Source organism: Lentisalinibacter sediminis (assembly GCF_040706615.1).
GTDB classification, from domain to species: Bacteria; Pseudomonadota; Gammaproteobacteria; order Steroidobacterales; family Woeseiaceae; genus Lentisalinibacter; species Lentisalinibacter sediminis.
Window position 1 is genome coordinate 1 of sequence record NZ_JAPDRF010000009.1, and the last position, 25,111, is coordinate 25,111.

The following is a 25,111-nucleotide window of genomic DNA, read 5'->3' on the forward strand; positions in this document are numbered from 1 at the left end:
TCCAGCAGCGCGTAGCGATCTTCCAAATCGAAAAAACCCGGCTGCATCCCCGTCACCTCGCGCCAAATCTCCTGCGCGCAATTTTGACAGGAATACGCCGGGGTTTTTAGAGGTTCCTTTTAGCCCCGATTCATTGAAAAATCGGGCCTGAAGGCCCTCCTACTCAGCGCGTCACGCGCCAGAGGGTGCCCGGCTCGCCTTCCGCCAGGATGTAGATGGCCCCGTCGGGTCCGGTGGCGACGTCGCGGATGCGCTCGCCGATCTCGCCGAACAGCACTTCTTCGCCGACGATTTCGCCGCCCTCTACGTCCAGGCGGCGCACATTCTTGTCGACCAGCGCGCCCACGAACAGGTCGCCCCGCCATTCGGGGAACAGCGTGCCCTCGTACACCGCCAGCCCGGACGGCGCGATGGAGGGCGTCCAGACGTGCAGCGGCTGGCGCATCCCTTTCATCTCGGTGAACGGCGAGACGTAGGCGCCGTTGTAATCCAGGCCGTAGGTGACCACCGGCCAGCCGTAGTTGACGCCGGGTTCGATGACGTTGATCTCGTCGCCGCCCTTCGGGCCGTGCTCGTGCAGCCAGCCGGTGCCGTCGGCGGCCACCGAGAGGCCCTGGGGATTGCGGTGGCCGTAGCTCCACACGTAAGGGGCCTCGGCGAACGGATTGCCATCGGCCGGCGAGCCGTCGGGATTCATCCGGATCACCTTGCCCATCTGATTGCCGAGGTCCTGCGCTGCCTCCCGATAGTCGAAGCCGTCGCCGGTGGTGAGCAGCAGTGTGCCGTCGGCGTGCCAGGCCAGGCGGCCGCCGTAGTGCACCGGCGTGTCCTTGCGCGGTGCGACGCGGAAGATCACCTCGACGCCGGCGAGCGCGTCACCTTCCAGCCGCGCCCGCGCGACCGCAGTGGCGTTGGAGTCCGGCGGTCCCTCGGCATAGGAGAGATACAGCACGCCGCTGGTTGCGAAGTCCGGCGCGAGCAGCACGTCGAACAGTCCGCCCTGGCTCGCGCGGTAGACTTCCGGCACGCCGCCGATGGGACCGCCCACGGTGCCGTCGGCGCTCACGGGCCGCAGCGTGCCGCCGAGTTCGGTGACCAGGAAGCCGCCCTCAGGCAGGAACGCCACGCACCAGGGCATGTCGAGGCCGCTGGCGACGGTCTCCAGCCGGTAATCGGGCGCGTCGGGCGCGGCCGCGGCAAGCGCCGGCGCGGCCGCGAGCAGTAGCGAGAGGACGAGGCGCTGGCACATGACGGCTCCGATGAACGGGTGATGACTGTGCTAGCCTAGCACCGGTTCCGGCGCTGCTGTAGCGCGGGGGAGGACGCAGGCGATGTGGGCCAGACGGATCGGATCTTTCGCGCTCGCCGTGGCGCTGACTTACCTGCTCGCCGTGATCTCGGCCAGTCAGCACGTGGCCGCGAGCCTGGAGGGCATGGGCGCTGAGGTCGGCTTCGGCACCCGGCTGGAGATGATCGTCCACGATCTCGGCGGCATGGCCACGTCGTTCCTGCCCATGCTGGTCATCGGCTTCCTGATCGCCTTCGGCGTTGCGGCATTGCTGCTGCGCTGGCTGCCGCGTCGGCGCTATCTCCTTTATACGATTGCCGGTGCCGCGGCCGTAGTGACGATCCATCTGGCGCTGAACGCCGCCTTCGACATCACGCCGGTGGCCGTCGCCCGCACCGGTGCCGGCCTGGCGGTGCAGGGGCTGTGCGGCGCGGTGGGCGGTTACCTCTTCAGTCGGCTCACCTCCCGGTAGGAGGGCCTTCAGGCCCGATTCTTTTTTCTCCGGCCGGCCGTGCCGGATCGGGCCTGAAGGCCCTCCTACACTTGATTACGTTAACTGCCTGCGGGAATTCGCGAAAAATAGGTATGCATGCCCAGAAAATTGGGTATCCGGCGCCCACGCAAGTCAGTTCTGTTCTGCTAGCTTCTCCCCCGAAAAGCAAAACGCCCGATCAACGGGCGACATAACGACAACAAAGACAACAACGGGGTGGGCATACGAGTGCTTGACGGAAAGGCACTCCGGCACCGGACGAAAAATCGGGGCAGGGGAGCAACATTCGCATTGGGGCTGGTCGCGAGTCTCGGACTCGCGGGCTGCGGGGGCAGCGGCGGGGACGACTACGAATTCCCGGAGCCGCCGCCGGGTCCGCCGCCGCCCACGACCATCACCATCTCCGGCACGGTCCAGAAGGGGCTGTTCGACGACCTCGACGTCTCGGCGTTCGCGTTCGACGACGGGACCGGCGGCTTCACCGATCCCGTCGATGCCATCGTCACCGACCAGGACTACTCCGTGGAGGTCGAATCCGGGCAGCTCACCCTGCTCGAGGCCACGGGCTCGTTCACCAGCGAATTCACGGGCGAGACCGTCGTCCTCGACGAGCCGCTCATGCTGCTGCTGGACACCGGCACCGAGGACATCGACGCCAACATAAACCTGGCGACCACGCTCTCGGCCGAACTCGCCCTGCAGGAACTGACCACTACCGAGCTGTCGGCCGGCGACCTGATCGAGCAGCAGGATGCGCTGGTCGGCGATGTGCTCGGCTTTGCCGACGGCACCGATCCCTCCCGGCTCGACTTCAACGACATCACCGACGACTCGGACCTCACCGACCCCAATCTGGCGCTGCTCATCTACTCGGGCGGCGTCGTGCAGCAGCTGGAGAGCAACGAGCTGTTTGCCGGGGGATTCGGAGAACTGCTGGACGGCATTCTCGCCGCCGACACGCTGGAGGACGCCCAGGCAGCGCTCAGCCCGCTGTCCGGCCTGTCCGCCGGTCTCGTCTATGATGCCGCCGTCGACAACTCCGGCTACACGCTGCCGCAGGATCTGTTCGGCGGCATCGATACCCAGATATTGACGTGCATCGCCGAAGGCACCTGCGACTGGGAGACCGCACCCGCCGCCTCCGTCTCCGTCAGCGGGGCGAGGGTCTGGGAAGCGAGCGGGCGTGCGCGCATCTCCGTGCGCCTGGGTGAGGCGGCCAGCGAGGCCGTTACCGTGGAGGTTGCCGTCGAGTCCGACACCGCGACCAGCGGCGAGGATTTCATCGGCACCGCCGAGCGCGTGACCATCCCGGCCGGCCAATCCATCGCGAATCTGGAGATCCCGCTGATCATCGACGCCCTCGCCGAGGGCACCGAGACGATTGCGGTGACCATCGCCTCGCAGACCGCTGCCTACCCCGTGTATCAGGGTAGCGCCAGCGTCTCCGTGCGGAACGGCGCGCCGTCCACGCTGGATAACCAGGCCGCCGCGGACATCCAGGTGATGAGTTTCGAACTCGCCCGTATCTGCAATCCGCTGCTCGGACTGAGCGATGCCAGCTGCGCTGAGATCACCGGGCAGGAGTCGGGCCTTGGCTTCGTCGAAGGCCAGGTGTCCGTGGGCGACACGCTCATCGACCTTGCCGCCGATTGCCCGGACCCGACGCTGTGCACGCCGCAGGCGAGCGACTGGCGAGTGGACTTCTTCCTGGTGGCCGAGAGCAGTGTCGGCACCGAGGGCGAAGTACCCCTCGGCCCTTACATCTACCGCCAGGAGTCGCTGCAGCTCGTGAGCGAGGCGGCGATGCCGCGCACGCCGCTCGTCCGCCTCGACGATGCGGCGGTCGCCACCCTGGCGGCCGATGCACAGGCCGGCGGCTGGGACCTGTCACTGGAGGCACGGGTTGGCGCGAATCCGCAGGTGGCGGACGCCATCGCGCTGCCGTCGCTGATCACCGTGCCCGATACCGTGCTGGTGGGCGACACGGAGCTCGGCATCGTGGTCGTGAGCGAAGTCAGTGCGGGCGCGGATGCGGGCTGTGCCGAGAGCCAGTACGCCATCGACGCCAACTACGCGCAGGCGGAGTCGCCGTTGCCGTTCACGAGCGGTCAGCTGTGCGTGGATTTCGACGCGGCGGCGCCCGACCCCGGGCCGGCCGTCCTGGTGGAGGGACAACTCGATGCCTTCGGCGGCACGGCGCCGCCGGACAGTTCGGTGTTCTTCCTGCTGCCCGACGGCGTGTACTCGGTGCTGACGGCGGACAATGACAATGAGGCGCTCAGGGACGAGTCCACCACCGTCGGCGGCCTGTTCCTCCTCCCGGCGATCATCCCCGGCGGCACGTTCATCAACGAACTCCACGCCGAGGGGTGGCCGTTCACCTTCCGCATCTCCCGTTTCTCGTTGACGCCGGCCGGCCTCGAGATCGGTTACAGCGATATGCGCTATATCATGGATCCCGGCTACTCCAGCCAGGATCCGCGCTCCCGGGGCGGCCCGTCCTCCAACGACGTCTGGTACCGCGCGGTGGCGGGCAGCACCGGCTCGCTGATCCTGGGGCCGGACGGCATCGACGGCGACGTCACGGTGCCCGGCGGCGGGGCGAATGCCGGTCGCACGGCCTTCCCGAAAGCCCGCACCGAGTGGCAGACCTTCACCCAGACCATCGACGGCAACGCGCTGCAGCCGACGACCGTCGGACTGACGTCTTTCGCCCTCGAGCAACGCACCTCCTGTACCGGTCCGGACTGCGTGAGCGGGGAGGCGGACGAGTTCACCGTCACCGGCTCCTCGGTGCTGCTGGACGGCGACGGCTACCTGGTGGGCGATGTCACCAACAGCGGCAGCCACGCCGAGCCCCGGTTCGGGGCGCGTGCGGACGGCACCTACGCGTGGGCGCGTCCGGACGACCTGACGCTGCAGCAGACGCTGAAGCTGGCTCTCGCCGGTTACGTGATCCCCGACGACGGCGTGCCGCTGAGCGGCCACCTTCTGGCCCACCTGAATGAGCCGGCGGCGCCGGGCAACGTCGAGAAATACCCGGCCGGCAGCGACGCGTTCGTCGACGGCAACTATCACCCCGCCGGTCTCTCTATCGGACCCGAGATCTATCGGGACGGCGTGGGCATCCCGCAGACCGGTGACGGCCAGGATGTTGGACTGCTCGGCACCGCGCTGCGGCTGGATAACGGCGTCGACTCGGCCTTCAGCCTGGATTCCGCGCCGGCGGTGAAATACGTCATCCGCAATGCGGGTATCACCGGCGTGTTCAACGTCCGTTCGGCGGGTCTCGGCGGTTCCGCGCCGCAGTTCTACGGCTACGACCTGGACCTGACGCGCTTCGCCGTGCGCGCCGTGGACAACGTGCTGGACGACTACACCTGGATCGACGGCCGACTGGCGCTGCAGGGCGACGCCGGCGGTCCGGACGGACTCGACATCCACTTCACCAACCTCGAGATCGACTGCAGCGCCCGTCTCGGCAACGTGGACCTCGTATACGAGCGCTGCGAAGACGGCGTCGATAACAACTCCAACGGCTTCACCGACGAGAACTGCAGCCCGGTGCTCTACAGCTGGAAGGCGCCCACGGATATCTTCGCCGCCGGCTTCGACGGTGGCGACCTGCGCCAGGCCTGCGCTGTCGGAGAGCAGGACTTCTTCCTGCAGCACCAGATGAACTTCGCTGCACTGGACAAGCCGGTGGCATTCGACACTTTTTGGGATCCCGCGGGCACCCTGAGCAACCAGCGCAGCGGCGAGCTGGCCACCTATCGGTTCGACCGCAGCGAGGAAGGACAGGGCTTCCCCGTGCGTACGGACGGCGCCGAGCTCGGGGCAGCGAGCGTCGACGGAGAGGGCTATGGCTGGCTGACGCTGGGCAACACCCAGGTGGGCGTGCCGTTCTGGAATTCGCTGGAGGCAGATCTGCGCGTCGCCAACCAGCGGCGCTTCTCGGATATCGCGCCCGAGCCCACGGTGGTGCTGCCTAAGGACAAGCTCGCGTCGCGCACTCAGTCGCAGCGCAACCGCGCGCTCCTGGAGGAGGCGATACAGGACGGGGAGAAGGATGACTCGCTGAACCTCACCGCCCGGTACGAATGGGGCCGCACCGGGTTCGGTTTCCAGCTGCCGGTCTTCTACCAGCCCTGGCAGCTCGACTCCGGCAACAGCGACGAGGATGCGCGCGGCCGCCAGTCCCGTTTCCTCGGCCGCGACCTCCCCTGGGACCTGTTCGTGCTGGAGGCGCACGCCGGCATCAATTTCATCGAGCCCGATCGCACCAAGCTCAGCTTCGGCGCCAGTGCCGACTTCACGCGGCTCGAAGGGCTGAGCATCCAGGTGGATATCACCGACCCGGACAGCGCGGCTGCGGTGGACCGCACGCTGGAGGACCTCGGCATCATCGACGGCCCGCTGCTGGAGCCCGCGCTCACCGACTTCCTGGATACGGTGAACGTGGTGAACCGCTATGCCAGCCGGGGCATGGACGAGTTGCTGCAGACGGGTCTCGAGACGGGGCTGGAGAAGGTCGGGGAGGCGACGGCCCCGCTGACGCCCAACGGTCAGGACCCGTTCGTCACCGCCAGCGAGCTGCTGGCCCAGGTGCAGGGCGTGCCGCAGCAGGCGATCGGCCTCATCCGCAGCGAACTCCAGCAACCGCTGGCCTCGGAGCTGTTCGGGCTCGAGCAGCAGCTGCGAACGCGCCTCGCGGAGACGGAGTCGACGGTCGAGAACCTGCCGGACAACCTGACGGCGCAGCAGCTCGAGAGTGCCCTCGCGCCCCTGGCCGAACTCGAGAATGTGGTCGATGCCATCGCAGGCGCTGCCGGCGAGGCCGATGACCGGATCACCGACGTGGTCGGGCAGATACGCACCCTGCGCGATACGGCCAGGGATCAGCTCGCCGCCCTGCGTCAGGCCACCTTCGACGTGGACCTCACCGTCTCCCAGGCCGTGAGCTTCGTCGACTCGGCCTGCGCCAACGGGCTGGTGCCCGACGCCGAGGGCAACGGTTACCTGAACGACGTGGCCGTCCGGTTCGCGGCTGTGCGCCGTGTCGCCACGATCATCCGCAACACCAACCAGCTGTTCGATGCGGCCGAATCGCTCACGAGGAACGACGACGTACGCCGGCGACTCGTGACCGCGCGGCAGCGTATCCGCAACGCCACGGAAGAACTGCTGGAGTTTGTCAAGGCCGCGGACGAGGCGGTGCAGGACGTCATCTGCAATCAGGGTGACGTGCAGCTGGTCACCGCGCGGGTGTTCGATCTCACCAAGGAGATTCGCGACCGCTCCTTCGACCTGCAGGTGGTCCTGGCCGGCGCCGAGGAGCCGATCGAGCGCATCGAGGAGGCTCAGCGCGTGTTACGCGATCATGTGCTTGCGCCGCTGAACGCACTCCGGGCAGGGCTCGATACCGTGCGCGACGAGGCGGAGAACTTTACCGGGCCTCAGCTGAGGAGTCTGGTGGAGTGCGTGCTCTATAACGCGACCCACAGTCAGGCGACCTGCAGCAGCCTGACCGGCGCGCCGGCGGCGGAGGCGCCCTGGGGCATCAATGCCATCGCGGCAGACGACGGCAATGCCGATCAGCGCGACCTCGCGGACCTGGTGTTCGGCAACGCCAATAATGCGATGGGCGATGCGTTCGACGAGGCGGAGCGCATCCTGGTGTCCTGGACCGATGACCGGCTGCCCGGCGCGTACATGAGTCCCGAGGAACTGCGCCGGATGCTGGCCACGGAGATTCTGCGCACCGCGCCGGTGCGCGAGCTGCGCCTCGGGATGGACCGGCACTTCGGCGAGATCGGTACCTCCATGAATGGCATCGTGCTGCAGTTCACCGACCAGCTGAACGAGGTCATCCGCGAGGCGCTCGCGAGCGTCGCGGGTCCGGTGAACGACGCCCTGGCCGAGGCGACGGCGGTGGTGCGCGCCATTCCGCTGCAGGCCGCCGAGGTGAACGGCTTCGCCACCATTGCCGGCAACGAGCTCGAGCGGGCCCACATCAGCGCCGGCTGGACGATGAGAGGCTCGGGCGACGGCGACAGCACGAGGTTCGGCGCCGCGCTCGATGCGGAGAGCTGGTCGGCGCGGCACATCGATCCGGATCTGAACACGCCGACGGCCTGCGCGGTGGGTGAGAGCGAAAGCCTGCTCGACGTGAAGATCTCCGCCTACGGCCTGCCGATCAACGTGCTGGCCGCCGATATCACCATCGAGAAGCTCTATCTCGGCTTCACGCTGCAGGGCAACGAGGACGGCCCCGGGCCCGCACTGCTACCCATCGGCGTGTTCGGCGGCATCAACACCATCGGCGAGATCGGTTTCAGCGACGCCATCATCTTCGATCCGGGCTTCGCAGCGGGACTCGGCGAGTTGCAGACCTACGTCGGCGCCACGGCCGGTGCCTCGTTCAGCGGTCTCACCGCCGACGTGGCCTTCCTAGTCGGGCGCGTCTGCCCGGGCAACACGGTGCTGACGGATCTCGACCCGCAGGTGGAGAAGTACCTGCCCTCGCTCCCGGCCAGCGGCTTCATCGGCGCTTACATGCGCGGCGGCGCCACGATCCCGATCATCCCGGGCGGCTGCGCGCTGAACGTCGGCGTGTCAGCCGATTTCGGGCAGTGGATCTTCGTGGGTCAGCCGACGGTGCTCGGCGGACTCGTGGGCGGCGGGGCCGTCGGCCAGGTGGGCTGTATCGCCTCCATCAAGGGCAAGGTCACCGTCGGCGGCAGCGTCAGCACCGACGGCGACCTGAAACTCACCGGTGAGGCGTGGGGCGTGGCAGGCGTCGGCTTCGACTGCGACCCGGGAACGTGGACCAGCGTGCCGCGCAGCCGGAACGACTCCTGGTGCGGCACGGGCGACGTGCAGTTCCGCGCCACCTTCGATAACGGCAACTGGCTGTTCGATCCGCCGTCGCCGCAGGCGATCTTCTGATGGGTAGCAGAATGCTCGATATCCGCACCACATTTGCCGCTGCCACCGCCGTCCTGCTGACGGCCGCGGCCGTGTTCTCCACGACGACGGCGCAGGCGGCCGAGAGCCAGTTCTACTTCCTCGGCCGGGTCGTGGTGAACAACGCCGTGCAGCCGGCCCGCACCGAGGTCTACCTGCGTTGGAACGTGCTGGAAGGGCAGCTCCCGCCCGACGTGACAGCCTTCCGGGTAGTGCGTAACGGCGTGGCCATCGAGCCGGACTTCCCTGCGCTGACCGTGAAATCGGCGCCGGAGATCGCCGGCCTCTACCAGGAGCCGGGTCAGTCGCGGCGCCGGCTGGAGACCATCACCCGCCTCGCGGAACTCGCCAGCGACGCCGGCAGGCCGTTCTCCGCCAACCAGTTCGCCGGCGAGCTGCATGCGCTGATCGACCCTGCCTCCGAGACCTTCAATCCGCTCTGGTCCATGCTCGGTTCGCGCACGGATTTCAATGTGGCTCGTGCCCGCAACCGTGCCTGGATCGACACCGCGCCGGCCGGGGCCGGCGGCGGCAACCTCGCCGGCTACGAGCTGCTGGCGGTGAACGCGGCCGGCGCCACCGTGAAGGTGGGTGAACTCGAGATCGACCTGACCCAGGTACAGCAGCCGCTCGGCGCCACCGAGTTCCGCCAGATCCGCGTGACGGATTACCGCTGCGATCTGCCGGAGTCGGGCAAGGACCATTTCACGGTGATGCTCGACTGGGCCTCGCCCGGCGCCGCCGTCGTCACCGACCGCGTGGCCGCGCAGGCCTACATCGCCGGTTTCGACGTCTACCGCACGACGGACAACCTGGATCCCTCCGTGATGGACCCGCCGGCCCGCGATATCGCCGCGCTCGCGGCTGGCGCCGGCGTGGACAGCCGCGGCCGGCCGCAGATTCCGGGCCTGGAGAAGGTCAACGTCTCGCTGATCGTCGATCCCGGCAAGCGTGTGGCCGATGCGGACTGGGTGGCAGCCCGCGATCGTCTGCGCGAGGCCGGTGTCGCCCTGCCGGACGTGCCCGCGGAAGACGTGCCGGTCGAACCGAAGTGGCTGGAAGCCCGGGACACGCTGGCGCGAGCGGGGGTGCGGCCGGGCGATCGGCGTGCCTACTATCTGGTGCCCAGGGATTTCACCGGCAATTACGGCCCCACGGCCGCGACGATCGTGGAGGTGCCCTACCTGACCCGGCCGCCGGCGCCCTGGAACGTGCGCACCTTCCCGGATCGCACCAGCCCCGATCTGACCGGCGGCCCGGAGACCCTCGCGCTGACCTGGGACGAGGTGAACGTCGACACTTACGCGGCGGCCTATACCGGCACGCGGCTGTTTTGCAACGTGGTCGAGGCGACCACCACCGGCCTGCTGGAGTACGCGCCGCTCGGCGGCAACTGTGGGGCTGGCCGCAATAACAGCGTCCGGCTGGACGTGAATCGCTATCGGGTCTACCGGTTCACCGACTTTGACGTGGCCGGCCGCTTCCGCGACAGCGACGGCGACGGCGTCGAGGACAAGGCGGAGATCCCGGATCTCGATGGCAACAAGCGCTACGACCTGTTCGAGCGCAGCCTCGGTACCCAGTGCGACGGCGGCCAGTGGCCGGAAGATGCGCCTAACTACCTGGTCTGGCCGGCCAACAACAGCGGCGCGGAGCTCTCGATTCCGCGTCAGTTGAATTCGAACGCCCGACCGGTGGTGCGGTTGCGCGACCGCGTGCCCGCCTTCGTCGAGCGGGACTCCCAGGGCAACATCATCACGGACAACCGGGATGCCGTGTACTGGTACCGCATCGCTTCGGAGGCGACGACGCCGGCCGTGCCGGTTGGACGCCTGAGTCATCTGAGCTCGCCCCAGCGCGGCATCTTCCCGGACCGGGATCCGCCGCCTCCGCCCGTCGTGGATGTCACCAAGCCCGGGGAAGTGCCGAATGGCTGCCGCGCAGAGACCGAGGCGAACGTTCCCTGGAGCTTCGAGGAAGACATCAATTCGGAGCAGACGAACGAGAAAGACGTCCAGTTCACGGTGAGCTGCGCGGACGGCTCCTATTCGGAGGCGTTCGTCGACGAGTTCGACGACACTGCCTGTGAAGGCATCCGCAACGTCTGCGGCAAGGCCACCGACGTGTCAGTCACCTTCAACGGCCTGACCGGCACTACCGGCGGCGTCCAGTGTTCGGTGACGCTGCCGGACGAGATCCGTTTCTGCCAGTCGGGCAGCGTGCGCATCGTGCCCGACTTGGTCGACGGCCAGGTTGCCGCCGAGCCCGGCGACCTGGTGCCCGGCGGCGTGACGGTCACGGTGAATCACCCCGACGACCCGACCAGCCGCACCTGCATCGCGCTGTTCGAGAATATGGACGGCACGGCCACCCGCGTCGGCAGCACCTGCGATCCGGACGGCCTCATCAACTACCGCCCCCGGGGCGGCCAGTTCTGCGGCTATGCCATCGTGAGCGACGAGAACAACAACCTCTCCGCGGTGGTGCACATCCCCTGCACGCTGTCGCCGTCGAATCCGAAGCCGCCGGCGCCGCCGCAGATATTGAGCTTCGACGTAGACGACGAGCTGGCCCGGTTCACCTTCCGCCTGCCGGCCGAGCAGGTGGCCACCGCGCTGGCCCGACTGGTCTACGAACCCGCCGGCGGTGAGAGTTCGCGCTCCGTGGAGAGTATCCCGGTGATCGGCGAGGAGCCGGGGACGAGCGTCAGCTTCAACGTGGCCGTGGACCCGCGCCAGGGCACGAAGGACCGCTACTGCCTCAGCATGCTGTCAGTCGGCCGGGAGGACGGCAATGGCCGTGCGCGGACTTCGGACTGGAGCGCCGAGCGCTGTTTCACGCGGACGGCGAGCGGTGAGGATCTGCCGGAATATCTGCCCTGGCCGTTGGTGGCCGGCGTGCCTCAGGGTGAGCCGCTGGCAGCGGCACTCGTCACCGGCTTCCGCCAGCTGCAGCCTTTCCTGGCGCTGGAGCTCGCCCAGAGTCCGGCCCTGCTTCCGGCGCCGAACGGCATCCAGGACTTCCCGGACTGCCAGATGCTCCGGCCGGGGCAGGCCAACGTCACCGACCCGGTCGTGCCCGAGATCGCCGAACGTAACTTCGATACCTACCAGTGCCTGTCGGGCGGTCTCGCGCGCAGTCGGCAGGCCATCAGGGAGTCCCTGAAATTCATCCTGTACCGCCAGAGCCGGGTGGCCGGCGGCGTGCCGTCGGACTGGATCCAGGTCTCGCCGCTGATCGACTACGTGCATTTCGACCGTGAGGTGATCGAGGTCTCGGATCGGAATATATCCATCTGGACACTCAACGACCCCTACGTCGAACTGGTGGATGAAAGCGATTTCACGGGTGCCGGTGTCGCCGTCTGGTTCGTCGACCGCTACCCGTTCCGACTGTCGCGGGATAACGCCGGCGCCGAACCCTACGAGTGGCGTTATCAGGCCGTCTATTTCGACGAGAACCAGGCGCCGGTCGAGTGGCGGGTCAGCGACTGGGTGGGAGGGGCCAACTGATGCTCGGGTCAAGGACCATCGCGCAGGCTTCGGCCGCTGTCGCGCTCCTGTTCGCCGGCCTGGCCGGGCCGGCCGTGGCCCAGGAGGCGCCGAGTCCGCTGTTCAGCGGCGATACCGCGAATCTGTGGCTAGTGGACCCGGAGACAGGTCAGGTGACCGGCTACAGCGACGGCGCCTGGCTGAACCAGGTCACGAAGGACTACGCGAGTCTGCTCGGGATAGGCGTCGCGGACCCGGTGCTGATCAACGCTCTGCCGTCGAGTACCGTACCCATGACGCCCGGCCAGCCGGCTGTCTCGTTCATCGGCATCGGCGACGCCGCCCTTGCACTCGGTGCGGGCGATGCCGGCGGTCACCGCGACCTCGTGATCGACCCGGACGGCGGCGACTTCACCGGCACCGTCGCCGTAACCATTGGTGTGAGCGCCGAGCGCCTGGCCGCCGCCGATCACGCTCTCAGCTGGAGCATCACCGATACGGCGACAACCGCCGTCGTCCGGAGCGATACCGTGACGCTGGCCCGCAGCGCCGACGTGGACGGCGAGAACGGCTACTACCAGGAAGTGCTCTACCTGGTGGACAACGGCAGCTACTCGGTGTCCGCCCGGCTGAGCTCCGGCGGCAGCGTGGTCGCTACGGACCAGGCGAACTTTACGCTGGTCATCGATCCTTCGCAGCAGCGCCGCGACACCGACGGCGACGGCATACCCGACGCGGTCGAGATCGACATGGGTCTCAATCCCCTGGAGGACGACTGGACCGCCGATACGGACAGCGACGGCTGGAGCGAGTTCGACGAGTGGCTGCGCCGTTACTGCCTCGACCCGGCCACGGGCGCGCCGGTCGCCGGCGACACGAACTGCCTCGACGCGGCGGGCCTGCCGCTCGACTCCGACGCCGACAACTGGTCCGACTTCGACGAGATCCTGCGCGGCACCAACCACCTCGACCCGGAGCCGCAGCTGGGCGAGCCGGTGACCGGTATCGATCTCGGCGACGGCTCCAGTGGCAACGGCGGCGGCTCGACAGGCACCGATTACCCGCTGCTCGATCCGGGCAGCCCTACGACGGTCCAGGATGCACAGTTCTGCACCGACGGCGACATCTTCTACTTCGATCTGCGCTTCTTCGCCGAGGCCGATGACGTGGAGGGCTACGACATCATCGTCGGGGTCGGCGCAGACGGCTTCCCTTTCCGCTCCGGCGAGGAGGCCATCCGGGCGAATTTCGGTGAGCAGACCCAGATCACCCGCCAGGAACCCATCGTCCGCAGCTCGGCGAAGGACACCGGCGAGTTCCCGCCCGACCGCTGGCTGGACGGCCCCATCGCCGATTTCAATATCGAGCCGATCTCGGGGTCGAACTGGCGGGTCCACGGTAGCGTTCCGGTGGGCACCGAGCCGTTCGCGCCGGGCGATACGGTGTCCACGTTCGCACTGCGTGCCTTCGTCAGCGGCAGTGCGAGCGGAGGCAACTATGTCGTCTCGGCCGATCCGGCGGACTGCACCGGTCAGGTCACGTCTCCCGAGCCGGACGGCAGCCTCGCGACCGAATTCGATGAGCAGCAGCGTCTGCGCTTCAAGGACTACCCGGCGGCCAGCCGACTGTACGAAGTGGAACGCACGGTGGCACCGGGCGCCGGCAGCCTGGTGACACCGCCGCCGGCCGCCGTCACCGCCGGCCAGCAGAGCACCGGTGCGGCGGCCGGCGATCCGTATCCCGGCATCGTCGTGCAGAGTTTCACGGCGGCCGCCGACAATCTGGCCGGCGTGGATGTCGTCGTGACCGCCCTGGCAGGAGAGACTCGCACGCGGGACGACATCACGCTGAACGTCTGGCAGGGCTCGCTGCGCGATGGCGAGCTGCTGGTATCGCACACGCTGAAGAACGTGCCGATCGAACCTGGCACGGCGTTGCCCGTGGGCTTCCGTTTCGAGCCGGTGGCCCTGCAGCCCGGACAGCCGGTCTACCTGGAGTTCCGCAAGGCGGCGGCCGCGCTGCAGACGACGGGCACCGACACGTTGACCGGCGGCGGCGTCACGGAGATCGACGGCACGCCGGCGGCCGGCGACACCGACCTGGTACTAACCCTGTTCAACGACACGGCATTCGCCGACGGCATCGGCGGCACCCGCCAGGGCATGCGCTGGTGGAACGTGGCGGCCGCGGACCTGACCGGCAGGGTAGCCTTCGACGCCGCCACCCTGCTGCGCGATGACGAGATCGTTGCGGCCGGACTGACGCCCGACCAGATTGCACCGCGCCGCCGCATGAGCGGCGTGGGCGCGGCCCTGGCAGCCGACGATCTGCCGGAGATGCGGCTGCCCGCCGGCGACAGCCTGGTCCTGGGCGCGGTGCACCGCTACATGGGACCGACCGATACGGCGTGGGAGCCGCCGCTCGGCTACAGCCGCGTCTACAAGCTGTGGCTGCCGCGGGAGTCGGACGTCACGCCGGTGGACATGCTCACGGATCGGGGCGAGGGTACCTGGACCACCCCGGACGAGTGGCGGGCGGCATTCGTGGACTTCCTCGCCAGCCGGCTGGTGCTGCCTGCGACGCCGACGCTGGACGAAGCCGGCACCCTGCAAGTGGCCGTGATCGAGTCCGCGCTCAGCGAAGAGGCCCGGCTCGACGGTGAAGAGGATCTGCAGATTCTCACGCGTGTATTCCAGCCGGGGCTGCCGGTCTACGAATGGCTGCCCGCGGAGCCGGTATTCGGCGGCCTGTCCGGGGAGCCTTCACCCTACGTGAGCGAATGGGAGGATGCCCTCCGCGCACTCGGTGCCGACGACTTCACCCTCGACGACAGCCATGCGGAAGTGGTGGCCGCGCTGACCGCGGGCAATCCACTCGCAGCTCTGGGCGACTGGCTGAGAACGCGTTTCTATGCCGGAGTTCCGGGGAGCCGATCGGACGAATACATGGCCGGCCAACTGCGGCGCAGTTTCGACGGTTCATGTTTCCAGCGCAGTGATCTCCTGCCCGTGCTGCAGGCCGAGACCGGGGAATGGAACGCCTTCCTCGACCGCTGCCCGGAGTGGTTCGACGAGGCCGGGCTCGATGCGCGGCTGGAGGCCGACCGGGAGCGCCGCTATCAGGTGCGCCTGAATCTCCTGCCGGGCGCGGCGCCGGAGATCGTGGCCGATGCGACGCTGCTCGACCGCAATGCGGATTCCGATGCGGACGGCTACCTGAACATGAGCGAGGTCGGCGTGCCCGTGGGGCGGCTCACGCTGCCCTGGGTGACCGACAGCGACGGCGACGGCATTGCCGACGGCGATGACCAGTGCCCCAACGATGCCTTCAACGAGTGCAGCAGTAACCCGGTTCTGCCGACCGTTACCGTCGAAGCCGACTTCGTCGTCTTCGAGCCGGCCGGAGCCTCGGGTAGCGCGCTGGTCGCCGTACAGTTGAACCGTATGTACGACGAAGCGGTCACCGTTTGCTACGAAGCCTTCGTCGACGCGGCGGATACGGCCACGGCCGGCGAGGACTTCCAGGCCGTCACCGGCTGCTTCACCATCGAGCCCGGCCAGATGAGCGCGCTCATCGAGGTGCCGATCTTTGCCGACGGCGCGGCCGAGGGCGCGGAGTCGTTCTCGGTACGCATCACCAGCGCGGATAATGCCACCGTGGCGGACGACGGGATCGTGCTCGTAACCCTGAACGACACGGAGGCCTCTGCGCTGCCGCCCGATGTGCTGCTGGCGAGCAATGCCATCGTCGCCGCCGAGCGCGATCCGGTCACCCTGGATGCCTCCGGCAGTACCGACCCGAACGGCGAGACGCTCAGCTACTCCTGGGTGCAGATCGATACCGGCGCGCCCACCGTCGCCCTGCAGGGGAGCGACACGAGCCAGGCGACCTTCACGGCGCCCGTCACCCTGCAGTCGCTGGATCTCGAGTTCGAGGTGGCGGTCACCAACCAGTCCGGCCTCGCCGACCTGGGTCAGGTCACCGTGACGGTGAATCCGGTCAACGATCCGCCGTTCGTCGCGGCCGTGCCCTTCGCCCAGGTGGCGAGCGGCGACACCTTCGAATGGACTTATGAGCAGCTGCTGGCGTTCGTCGAGGACCCGGACGAAGACATCCTGACGACGGGTGCGATCCTGCGCCAGCCATCCATCGGTCGCGTAGAGGATACCGGCACGAGCTTCCTCTATTCGTCGTCGACCGAGCCCGTGCTGGCGCTCGATCAGGTGAACGACCCCGGCGTGAGCGGGGGCATCGGGACGCCGGTCGTGCAGACCTTCGTGCCGCAGCAGACCAATCTCGCCGGCGTGGACGCCTACCTCAACGGGACGTCCCAGCTGACGGCGGACGTCACGGTCAACGTCTGGTTCGCGGGTGCCGTCGGCGTCGGCGAGCCGCTGGCGACCGCGACCATCACGGATCATCCGCGCCTGACCGAGATCCCGTTCCGTTTCGATCCGATACCGGTCGTGCCGGGTCAGCCCTATGCGCTGGAGTTCCGGTTCTCCACGCTGCTGATCGGTACCACCGGCGACAGCTACCCGGATGGTGAGGTCGTGGGCCGCACCGGTTCGGACGTGTTCTTCCGCACCTATTACGACGAGGCCTTCGTGCCGTCCGTGCCGCTCGCGGACCAGGTGAGCGGAGGCACCATTAGCGGCGGCCTGGGCGACCCGGTCGTGCAGACCTTCGTGCCGCAGCAGACGTCGCTGACGGGCATCGACGCGTTCCTGAGCGGCACGGGCGCGTTCTCCTCCGACGTCACCGTCAACGTCTGGCCGCGGGCTGCGCTGCGCGTCGGCGAGCCGATCGTCACCGCCACCCTGCCGGACGTTCCGCGCAGCACACTGATGCAGTTCCGTTTCGACGCGGTGCCCGTCGTCCCGGGCACCGAGTACGCCATGGAGTTCATCATCGCCGACGCGCTGGTGATGGGCGCCGTCGTGCCTGGACAGTATCCCGATGGCGCGGTCATCGAGGGCGGCGGTAACCTCTTCAATGGCGGCGTGGACCTGCTGTTCACCACCTATTACGACGCCGCTTTCACGCCTGCCAACCTGCTGGCCGGCCGTCTGTCCGATCCGCAGATCGTGAGCTGGGAGGTGTTCGCCGACGGCGACCGGGTGATCCTGTCTGAGACCGGCGCGGCCGAGGACTTCGCCGGCACCGATCGGGTTGTGGCATACGATCTCGCGACCCGCACGCGCAGCCTGGTACTCGATGCCGCGGCGGATGGCTTCAGCACGACCCGCGGGGCGCCGGCCGCCTGGTTCCTTGCCGGCGGCGAGCTGTTCCGCTATGACCCGGCGGCGGCCGAGACGCTGATTTCCGTGGCGTCGCCGGAAACCCTGACGGGCGTGCTGGCCGACGATACGGCCGTCGACCCGCGTACCGGCGACCTGCATTATTGCGGCCCGGATCCGGCTGCCGGGGAGAACCGTTGGTACCGCGTGGACGCGGCCGACGGCACGGTGTCCTCGCCGTACGGCAGTTGCGGCGGCAGTGCGCCGATGAAGAGCGTCGTGGTCGACCAGCGCTATTGCGCGCTGCTGGGCGAGTCCGGGCTCTCGTGCACCGAGCCGGGCGGCGACCAGTTCACCGCCGCGTTCACGACCACCGATTTCGGCGCCTCCGTCACGGACGACACCCTGCTCGGCATCGAGCAGACGGGCGCTACCGCGCTGCTGTTCGCGAGCCTCGAGGAGGCGGGCGGTGAGCCGATCGGCTTCGCCACCTTCCTCATCGCGCCGGGAGCGTTCGTGGTGGACGATTCCACTGGCGAGCCTCTGCTGGAGCCGGCCGCACTGATCGAGACGCTGGCACCCATCGACGTGGCGCCCGAGACGGCAGTCATGCCGGACGGCCGGGTGGTCATGATCGTCTCGCCGTCCGCACGGAAGGGGAACAACGGCGATCCGCTGTCCATGCTGACCTGGTCGGGCGATCCGGCAGACGGCACGGTGGCCGAGCTGAACATCGGCGTGTTCCCGGCCTTGAGCAACCACACGGGTGCGCTGCGAGTGATCGGCGGCCAGCTGTACTGGCAGGTACAGGACCACGACACGAATGCGGAGCGTTTCGTCTACCGGGTGAAACCGGCCGCCGGCGTGGACCCGGCGCTGGAGCTCTATGCCACTGTGCCGGGCAGTTTCGACCGCCGCTGGCCCGTCGAGACTTCGGAGAGCGCCCCCTACGACTTGCTGGTGGCGGCGCCCGACACTTTCGGCGCCTTCGTGAGTACGGCGACGCCGGGAGTGTGCGACGTGTTGCTGGTGCCCTCGCTCGACGTGGCACAGGAGGGCGTCGGCTGCCGGCCGTTCGCCAGCGTGGAGGCCGGCGCGCTCTATGAGGCCGAGGACGGCGACGGCGACCCGGCTCCGGACAGCCTGTATCTGTTCGGCACAGGTAATGCGACGACAGGCGAGACCTCGTTCGGCATCGAGGTGACAGACGGCGAGTTCGTGATCGAACTGCCGGTGGAGATCGAAGTGGTGGCACCGTGATGAGTATCGAGAATCGCACAACCCGGCTGTTTGCACTCTGTCTGGCGGCGCTGCTCTGCACGGGGCTCACCGCTTGCGGGGGTGGAGGCGGCGGTGGCACGACTGCCGATCCGTCTCCGCCGCCGGTTGCCGACGGTGGCGGTGACGGTCAGCCGGACGAGGGTGGCGGAGACGAAGGCGGCCAGTCGGACGACGAGGACACCGACGCCGGTACGGACGAGGACGGCGACGGTGGTGGCGACGACACCGGAACCGGTGGGCTGGATTTCGAGAAGATCAGCTCCGCCCTCAGCTATGAATTCTGGGCGAACGAGGGCCTCCGGTTCCGGGATGCAGACCGTGACGGCATCCGCGACGCCTCCGACCCCTGGCCCGACCAGCCGCCTGCCCTTGCCGATTCCGCGGCGGACGGCTCACTGGCCGTGACCCGCGCGTGGACCTCCCTGGACGGCCGCGAACTGGATGACGTGGCCCTGGAAGGGCATCCCCTCCATCTCGAAGTCGCGGGGCTACCCGCTGCGGGAGCCACCCGGGTCTGGGTGTCGTTCGAAACCGCGGCGGGATTCCGTGCGGTCATCGCGCGCCTATCCGGCGACGGTCAGCTCGAGGTGATGCCGGAAGCGGGTGCGACGGATATCCACGTCATCGCCGGAGAAATGCGCGGTGCTTCTCATGCCACCGAGACGTTACGCCTGGACCAGCCGATGCTGATTGCTCCCGGCGGGCCGCTGATCGCGGGCACGGCCGTGATGCTGACGGGTCGCAATCTCGACCGGGTAAGCAGTGTGCTGCTCGCCGGCGAGCCTCTCACTATTGCCGACCGTGACGCGGACTCGGTCACGGTCCAGCTGCCGTCATCGGGCGGCGGGAATCGGCTCGTTGCACGGACGGCCACAGAGCGGTCGAATACGCTGGCGGTCGACCTGCGTCAGGAGGTCACACTGCGAGTCGCGCCGGACCTGCCGCTGGCCCAGGGGGAGAGCCTCCTTTTCCGGCTGGAGGGAACCGAACACAGGCTGCGCCCCGGAGAGTCCGTGGCGGTACAACTCCCGGCTTGGAAACCGACCGTGCTGGCCGTGGATATCGCTGCCGGCGACGAGATCCGCTCCTATGGTCCGCTGCGCGGCGTGGTCTGGCCGGGCGTCAGTGAGGCCGAGCTATCCGCCGCGAGTACGCTGACCGGCCGGCTCGCCTCCCTGCGGCGCTATCTGCCCGGTGCCGACGGCACGGACTGGATCCGGGCGAGGACGGCCCTGGAAGACGTACTCGCTACGAGCGCGGCGCAGGACTACCTGATGTCGGTGAACGAGCATGTGGCGGGACGCGCCGGCCGGCCCGACGATGAGTTGCTGAATGCGGTGGTCGAGCAATGGAGCGCTCCGGCCGCGACAACAGAGGTGAGCGCGAAGGCGAATCCCTCCGGCGAGCCGCCCGCCCTCGCCAAACCGACGACACCATGGGGCGACCTGGACGGTATCGTGACCTCGACGCTGGTGTCTCTCGGACAGGCGCCGGAAGACAAGAACGCCGAGGGTACCGAGGCGGGCGAGCGCTATCCGCCGAAGGACGAGACAATCGGCAATGCCTATTCTCAGATCATCATCCTGCGGCACGAAGATACCAGCACCGAACGGCTCAGCTGGACCGGCTTCCAGGGTTGTGAATACTCGCCGGATGAAAACGGTTGGTTCGCCATACGTCAGGACCTCGACGACGAGTATGCGAACGTCTGGAAGTCCGATCTGTGCATCCAGATCGACGGCCTCGTGATCGTCAGCGCCTCCGTGGTCAAGCCCGGGCTCCGTAATCCGGCGCCCATCTTCGATGCCATCGACAGGGCCACGCGGCCGGCGGAGATGCCACGCGAGCGGGTCCGGCGCCATGCGGAGGTGGATTACAAGGACAGCGACTATCAGCTGACACCGGGCGGCTACTACCTCAAGGATGACGGGAATGCACCGCTCTGCCACATGGAGCAGTGCTATATCGAGGTGATCACCAGCGGCTACGGCGCCTACTATTACGTCGAGCTGACGGAGAAGCAGAAAGACCTGGTCGCGTTCCTGCGCCAGCGCATGTGGACCGAGACGCTGATTCCCTGGATGCTGGGACTGGCGGGCATCGGCGACGACGAGAACGTCATCAACTGCCTCCGGGACGACCTCATGCAGGACGCCGATCTGAAGGCGGCACTGGCCAGTCTCGCCAGACGGATCAAGGTGGAGGAGGATGCGATCGAGGCGGACCCCAAAGGGGGCCTGGGCTCTGCCATCGATGCGGAGCTGGCGACCTGGGCGCGGGGCTACGTCCAAGGCCGATTCGGGCCGAAATTTCTCGAATGTGCTGCCAAGATCGGCGATCCGGTGGGCATCATCGAAAGTCGAGTCAAGGATGCGATCCTCGAGAAGAGCGGCCTCTCCACCTTCACGGCGATCTTCTCCTTTGTGAGTAACCTGGGCAGCGCCGTTCTCACACCGGAGAAGTTCGTGTTCCGGGTGCGGCCCCGCGCCGAGGTGAAGAGCGTCTTCCCTGTCGAGATCGATCTCTATGACACGGACGCCACGCTCTTCATCGGCGGCGACTGGCTGGCCCGGCTTGACCCGAACGCGACCACCCCCTGTGGCGGCGATGGCTGGTGTCCGGAACTCGTCGTCAGGGATCAGTTCGGCCAGACCGCCGTCGTCCCGCTGGACGAGAGCCACGTGAATGCGGGTTCCTCCGCCTGCCTGCCGGCGTGTGTCGAACTCGCGATCCCCTACACGGATTTCGCCGATGAGCTGCAGGAGCTGGTCAGCGGACCGGTGCAGATGGAGCTCGCCATTGCCGACGGCTCGTACGGCAGCTACCCGCTGCGCAAGCTGCGCATTCCGGTACCGGACGCCGAACTCGAGCTGACCACGCGGGCGAAGCTGATAGCCACGAATCCGCCGCTCGCGGTAGCGGGTGAAGACATCACCGTGATCGGCAGCAACCTCGCGGTCTATGGTGAGTCTGCGAAATGGCGTCTGGAGGAGAGGGGCGGCAACTGGCCCAATACGCCTCTGCCGGTCAAGGACCAGTCGTCCGGCACCGAAGTCACGCTGACGGTACCTGGCAACACGCTGGAAGGTGTCTACGACATCGTCGTCGAGCCGGGCACCGACGCCTCCGTGCCCGGGCTGCAGCCGCTCAAGACCGAGACGGCGCTGCTGGTGGTCGGAAGAGTATTGCCCCTAGTCGTCTCGGCGGACCAGGGACTGGTCAAGGATGACCGAATGCGTTTCGAGCTGCGGAACACCAACGACTCGGTCGTCTTCCTGCAGAACGTCACCAGCCCGCGGCCGCTCGCATGGGATCTGCCGACCAACGAGACGAACCCGCGGGCCGACCCGGGAAGCTATGTGTACGGCGAGGTCTGGGACGATACGCTGGACCCGGCCACGGACGAGCCCGTGGGCGTGGATGCGGAAGTTCGAAAAGTGTACGTGCGTTGCGACGTCCCGAGTTCCGAGGGCGCCTGCACCTACGGTCTGCGCTCGCTGCGCGACGGGTTCTGCCTGACCGAGAACAGTGAGCCGGTATACACGATCACGGGCAAGCTCGATAGCGGGGAGGACAAGACCTACCGGCTCGCCCTGCTGACCGAATTTGGCCAGGAGACCTGCGAGGAGGCATTCCTCTTTTGAGCGCGGCCGGGTGCTGCGATGATTGCCGTGTTACCGTAGCGCGATCTCGCCCTCGTCCCTTACCCGTATCGCCGGCGCGAACCGGCCGACATCGAGCTTTGCCTCCAGCGCGTAGGAGAAGCGGTCGCGCGGGCTCGCCATCAGGTCTGTGACCAGACGGATGCCGCCGAGGAGGTTCGGGGCGGCCACCAGCGTCACGTCCCCCTCGCCGTAGCCCTCGATCACGGGCAGGTCGTTGTCCACGCCCTTCACCAGTTCCCTGCCTTCCAGGCTGACGGTATAGGCGAGGCCTTCCAGCTTCAGTGCCTCCCGGTTGGGATTCACGATGTGCAGTCCGATCTCGAAGCGGGGCACGGCGCCATCGCCGGGCAGCGGCCGGAAGGAACTCACCGTGACCGTGGGCGTCTCGAAACCCGGCCGCAGACCCGTGCAGGCGCCCAGGCCGAGCGCCAGGGTTGTCACGGTCACGATGGCGATGACGGAGAAGGATAGTCGCTTCACGGTGGGCACTCCGGGCACGCGCGGATACCCGCGCCTCGCCCAGACTACGCCGCGTTGGCGGCAGCGTCGAGGCTGACCTGCTTCTTCTCCCACGTGTACACGCGCATGGGCGGAACGTTCAGTATTTCGCGCTGGATCGTCGGCCGGCCCATCACCGGTCGGGTGTAGTCGGCCACGCGGCCGCTGAACTGATAGGCGACGAAGTGCCCGCCCGGGTTGAGGGCGTCGTGCACAGCCGTGATGATCTCCGCCGAGAGTGTCTCCGGCATGGTGGAGAAGGGAATGCCGGAGACGACGACATCTGCGCCGGCGTGGCCTCGCTCCGCCAGGACTTTGCCGATGGCGCTCGCGCAGCCATGCACGACTTCGAAGCGCTCGTCCTCGATGGCCTCCAGCCCGGGTACGAAGTCGGCGGTGCGCTCGATGGCGATCAGCCGGCCACGGCTGCCCATGGCCTCGAGCAATGCCCGGGTGGTGCCGCCGGTGCCGGCACCGAGTTCCACGACGACGTCGGCGTTCGCCAGATCGGCCGCCTCGACGATGCGGCGTTTCAGGAAAGCGGAACTCGGTACGACCGAGGCCACGACCATCGGGGACTTCATGAAGGCCTGGAAGAACCTCCAAGTCTCGTTGGGCATGCAGGCTCCGTTCCGGCGGTGCACGCCGGGTTAGATCACCCCTTCAGGCTTGCATCCCCGCCGCCCCGGGTCAAGCAGCCGACCGGCAGGAGGGCCTTCAGGCCCGATTCTCAAAGCCCTTCAGCCCGAGCCTCAGGCCGCCTCCACCTCGTTCAGCCGCCCGGTCTTCACGTCGTAGACGAATCCGCGCACGTTTCCCTTGTGCGGCACGAAGGGGCTGTTACGGATGCGACGGATGGACTGCACGACGTCCTCGGCCGGGTCCGGGAACGCCTCCAGGGCGAAGTGCGGCCGCACGCCGGTCTCCTCCTCGATCTCCGCTTTCACGGCATCGTCCGTGAAGGTGAGCATGCCGCAGTCGGTGTGGTGGATCAGCACGATCTCCCGGGTGCCGAGCAGACGCTGGGAGATGGCCAGGGAGCGGATCACGTCGTCCGTGACCACGCCCCCGGCGTTGCGGATCACGTGGGCATCGCCTTCTTCCAGGCCGAGCAGGCGCCCGGTCTCCAGCCGCGCATCCATGCACGCGACCACGGCCACCTTCTTGCCCGGCGGCATGGGCTTGTCGCCCTTGTCGAAGGTCTCCGCGTAGCGTTCGTTCGCGGCAAGGAATTCTTCGGTTGCAGACATGATCTCTCTCCCGGCTGGTGGGTACAGGGCTCCGAAGGCTACCGGCCGGGGCGTCCGGCGTGAAATAGAGCTTTGTTACTGCGGTATTCCATACTGTTATATGGGCACGGATACGGCCCGGATACGGCCCGGATATGGCCCGGTAGTGGCCGGTGCTGCCGCGTCGCAAACGGCGTATGCTCCGGACTGGCCGTCAGATCAGGGGAGCGGTATGACCACCATCACCGAAATCGCCGCGGATGTGTTCCGCATCTCCACCTTCGTGCCCGAGGCTGGCATCCAGTTCAACCAGTTCCTCGTCCGCGACGAGGAACCCCTGCTGTACCACACGGGCATGCAGTCGATCTTCCCGGCGGTCTACGAGGCAGTCGGCAAGGTGATCGACCCGGGGAGCCTGCGCTGGATCGGCTTCAGCCACTTCGAGCCCGACGAGTGCGGATCGCTGAACCGCTGGTTAGAGGCGGCGCCGGCCGCGGCCGCCGTGAGCAGCCACGTGGGCGCGATGGTCTTCCTGGGCGACTATGCGGAGCGAGCGCCGCGCATACTGGAAGACGGCGAGACCTTCGCAACCGGCGCGCGCCGGTTCCATTTCTGCGCGACGCCTCATCTGCCGCATGGCTGGGACGCCGCCATGCTGTTCGAGGAGACCGAACGGGTGTTGTTCTGCTCGGATCTGCTGCACCAGCTCGGCGACGTGGAGGCGGCTACCGGCAACAGCGTCACGGAGCGCTTCCGCGAGACGCTGACCACCTACCAGCAGGGCCCGATGACCGGTTACATGCCCTGGACGCCGGATACCGGCACGCACCTGGCAAGGCTCGCCGCGTTGCGCCCACGGGTCTGCGCTACGATGCATGGCGCGGCCTACGAGGGCGACGGTGCGCAGGCGATGACCGAGGTGGGGGAGGTGATGCGGGAGGTCTACGCGCCGGTCTGACC

At 67.8% G+C, this 25,111-nt stretch carries 10 protein-coding genes; 6 read left to right on the plus strand and 4 right to left on the minus strand.

Features of this window, described 5'->3' with window-relative positions:
• Positions 1-163: 163 nt before the first annotated feature.
• The gene (locus tag ACJMKX_RS17065; protein WP_405228081.1) at positions 164-1,249 is read right to left on the minus strand and encodes a PQQ-dependent sugar dehydrogenase; all 1,086 of its coding nucleotides are present in this window, start codon (positions 1,247-1,249) and stop codon (positions 164-166) included.
• An 82-nt stretch (positions 1,250-1,331) separates the two neighbouring features.
• Here ACJMKX_RS17065 and ACJMKX_RS17070 point away from each other — a divergent pair, with 82 nt between their 5' ends.
• The 5 genes from ACJMKX_RS17070 to ACJMKX_RS17090 all read left to right on the plus strand — a co-directional run bounded on the left by ACJMKX_RS17070 (position 1,332) and on the right by ACJMKX_RS17090 (position 22,403).
• Positions 1,332-1,760 carry a hypothetical protein gene (locus ACJMKX_RS17070; protein WP_405228083.1) on the plus strand — a complete coding sequence of 143 codons (429 nt, stop codon included), beginning with the start codon at positions 1,332-1,334 and terminating at the stop codon, positions 1,758-1,760.
• Between the two features lie 312 nt (positions 1,761-2,072).
• Complete coding sequence (locus ACJMKX_RS17075; RefSeq protein WP_405228085.1) at positions 2,073-8,729, plus strand: Calx-beta domain-containing protein; 6,657 nt, start codon at positions 2,073-2,075, stop codon at positions 8,727-8,729.
• Positions 8,729-12,259 (plus strand): hypothetical protein, encoded by a 3,531-nt coding sequence (locus ACJMKX_RS17080; protein ID WP_405228087.1) that lies wholly within the window; start codon positions 8,729-8,731, stop codon positions 12,257-12,259. The genes ACJMKX_RS17075 and ACJMKX_RS17080 overlap by 1 nt, the downstream gene beginning before the upstream one ends.
• On the plus strand, positions 12,259-18,738 hold the full coding sequence (locus ACJMKX_RS17085; protein ID WP_405228089.1) for a PKD domain-containing protein: 6,480 nt from the start codon (positions 12,259-12,261) through the stop codon (positions 18,736-18,738). Before ACJMKX_RS17080 ends, ACJMKX_RS17085 begins: the two co-directional genes overlap by 1 nt.
• Positions 18,738-22,403 (plus strand): hypothetical protein, encoded by a 3,666-nt coding sequence (locus ACJMKX_RS17090; protein ID WP_405228091.1) that lies wholly within the window; start codon positions 18,738-18,740, stop codon positions 22,401-22,403. Before ACJMKX_RS17085 ends, ACJMKX_RS17090 begins: the two co-directional genes overlap by 1 nt.
• A 30-nt stretch (positions 22,404-22,433) precedes the next feature.
• Here ACJMKX_RS17090 and ACJMKX_RS17095 read toward each other — a convergent pair whose 3' ends face one another.
• The 3 genes from ACJMKX_RS17095 to ACJMKX_RS17105 form a co-directional block, all read right to left on the minus strand.
• Entirely contained in the window at positions 22,434-22,904 is a 471-nt protein-coding gene (locus ACJMKX_RS17095; protein WP_405228093.1) for an LEA type 2 family protein, read from the minus strand.
• A gap of 44 nt (positions 22,905-22,948) precedes the next feature.
• On the minus strand, positions 22,949-23,542 hold the full coding sequence (locus ACJMKX_RS17100; protein ID WP_405228094.1) for a class I SAM-dependent methyltransferase: 594 nt from the start codon (positions 23,540-23,542) through the stop codon (positions 22,949-22,951).
• A 132-nt stretch (positions 23,543-23,674) separates the two neighbouring features.
• On the minus strand, positions 23,675-24,172 hold the full coding sequence (locus tag ACJMKX_RS17105; RefSeq protein ID WP_405228096.1) for a beta-class carbonic anhydrase: 498 nt from the start codon (positions 24,170-24,172) through the stop codon (positions 23,675-23,677).
• A gap of 211 nt (positions 24,173-24,383) precedes the next feature.
• Here ACJMKX_RS17105 and ACJMKX_RS17110 point away from each other — a divergent pair, with 211 nt between their 5' ends.
• Complete coding sequence (locus tag ACJMKX_RS17110) at positions 24,384-25,109, plus strand: oxygen-binding di-iron domain-containing protein (protein WP_405228098.1); 726 nt, start codon at positions 24,384-24,386, stop codon at positions 25,107-25,109.
• Positions 25,110-25,111: the final 2 nt, after the last annotated feature.

Coding starts and splice junctions, on each gene's coding strand:
- ACJMKX_RS17110 (WP_405228098.1), top strand. CDS start 24,384: ATGACCACCATCACCGAAATCGCCGCGGATGTGTTCCGCATCTCCACC.
- ACJMKX_RS17070 (WP_405228083.1), top strand. CDS start 1,332: ATGTGGGCCAGACGGATCGGATCTTTCGCGCTCGCCGTGGCGCTGACT.
- ACJMKX_RS17105 (WP_405228096.1), bottom strand. CDS start 24,172: ATGTCTGCAACCGAAGAATTCCTTGCCGCGAACGAACGCTACGCGGAG.
- ACJMKX_RS17065 (WP_405228081.1), bottom strand. CDS start 1,249: ATGTGCCAGCGCCTCGTCCTCTCGCTACTGCTCGCGGCCGCGCCGGCG.
- ACJMKX_RS17085 (WP_405228089.1), top strand. CDS start 12,259: ATGCTCGGGTCAAGGACCATCGCGCAGGCTTCGGCCGCTGTCGCGCTC.
- ACJMKX_RS17090 (WP_405228091.1), top strand. CDS start 18,738: ATGAGTATCGAGAATCGCACAACCCGGCTGTTTGCACTCTGTCTGGCG.
- ACJMKX_RS17100 (WP_405228094.1), bottom strand. CDS start 23,542: ATGCCCAACGAGACTTGGAGGTTCTTCCAGGCCTTCATGAAGTCCCCG.
- ACJMKX_RS17080 (WP_405228087.1), top strand. CDS start 8,729: ATGGGTAGCAGAATGCTCGATATCCGCACCACATTTGCCGCTGCCACC.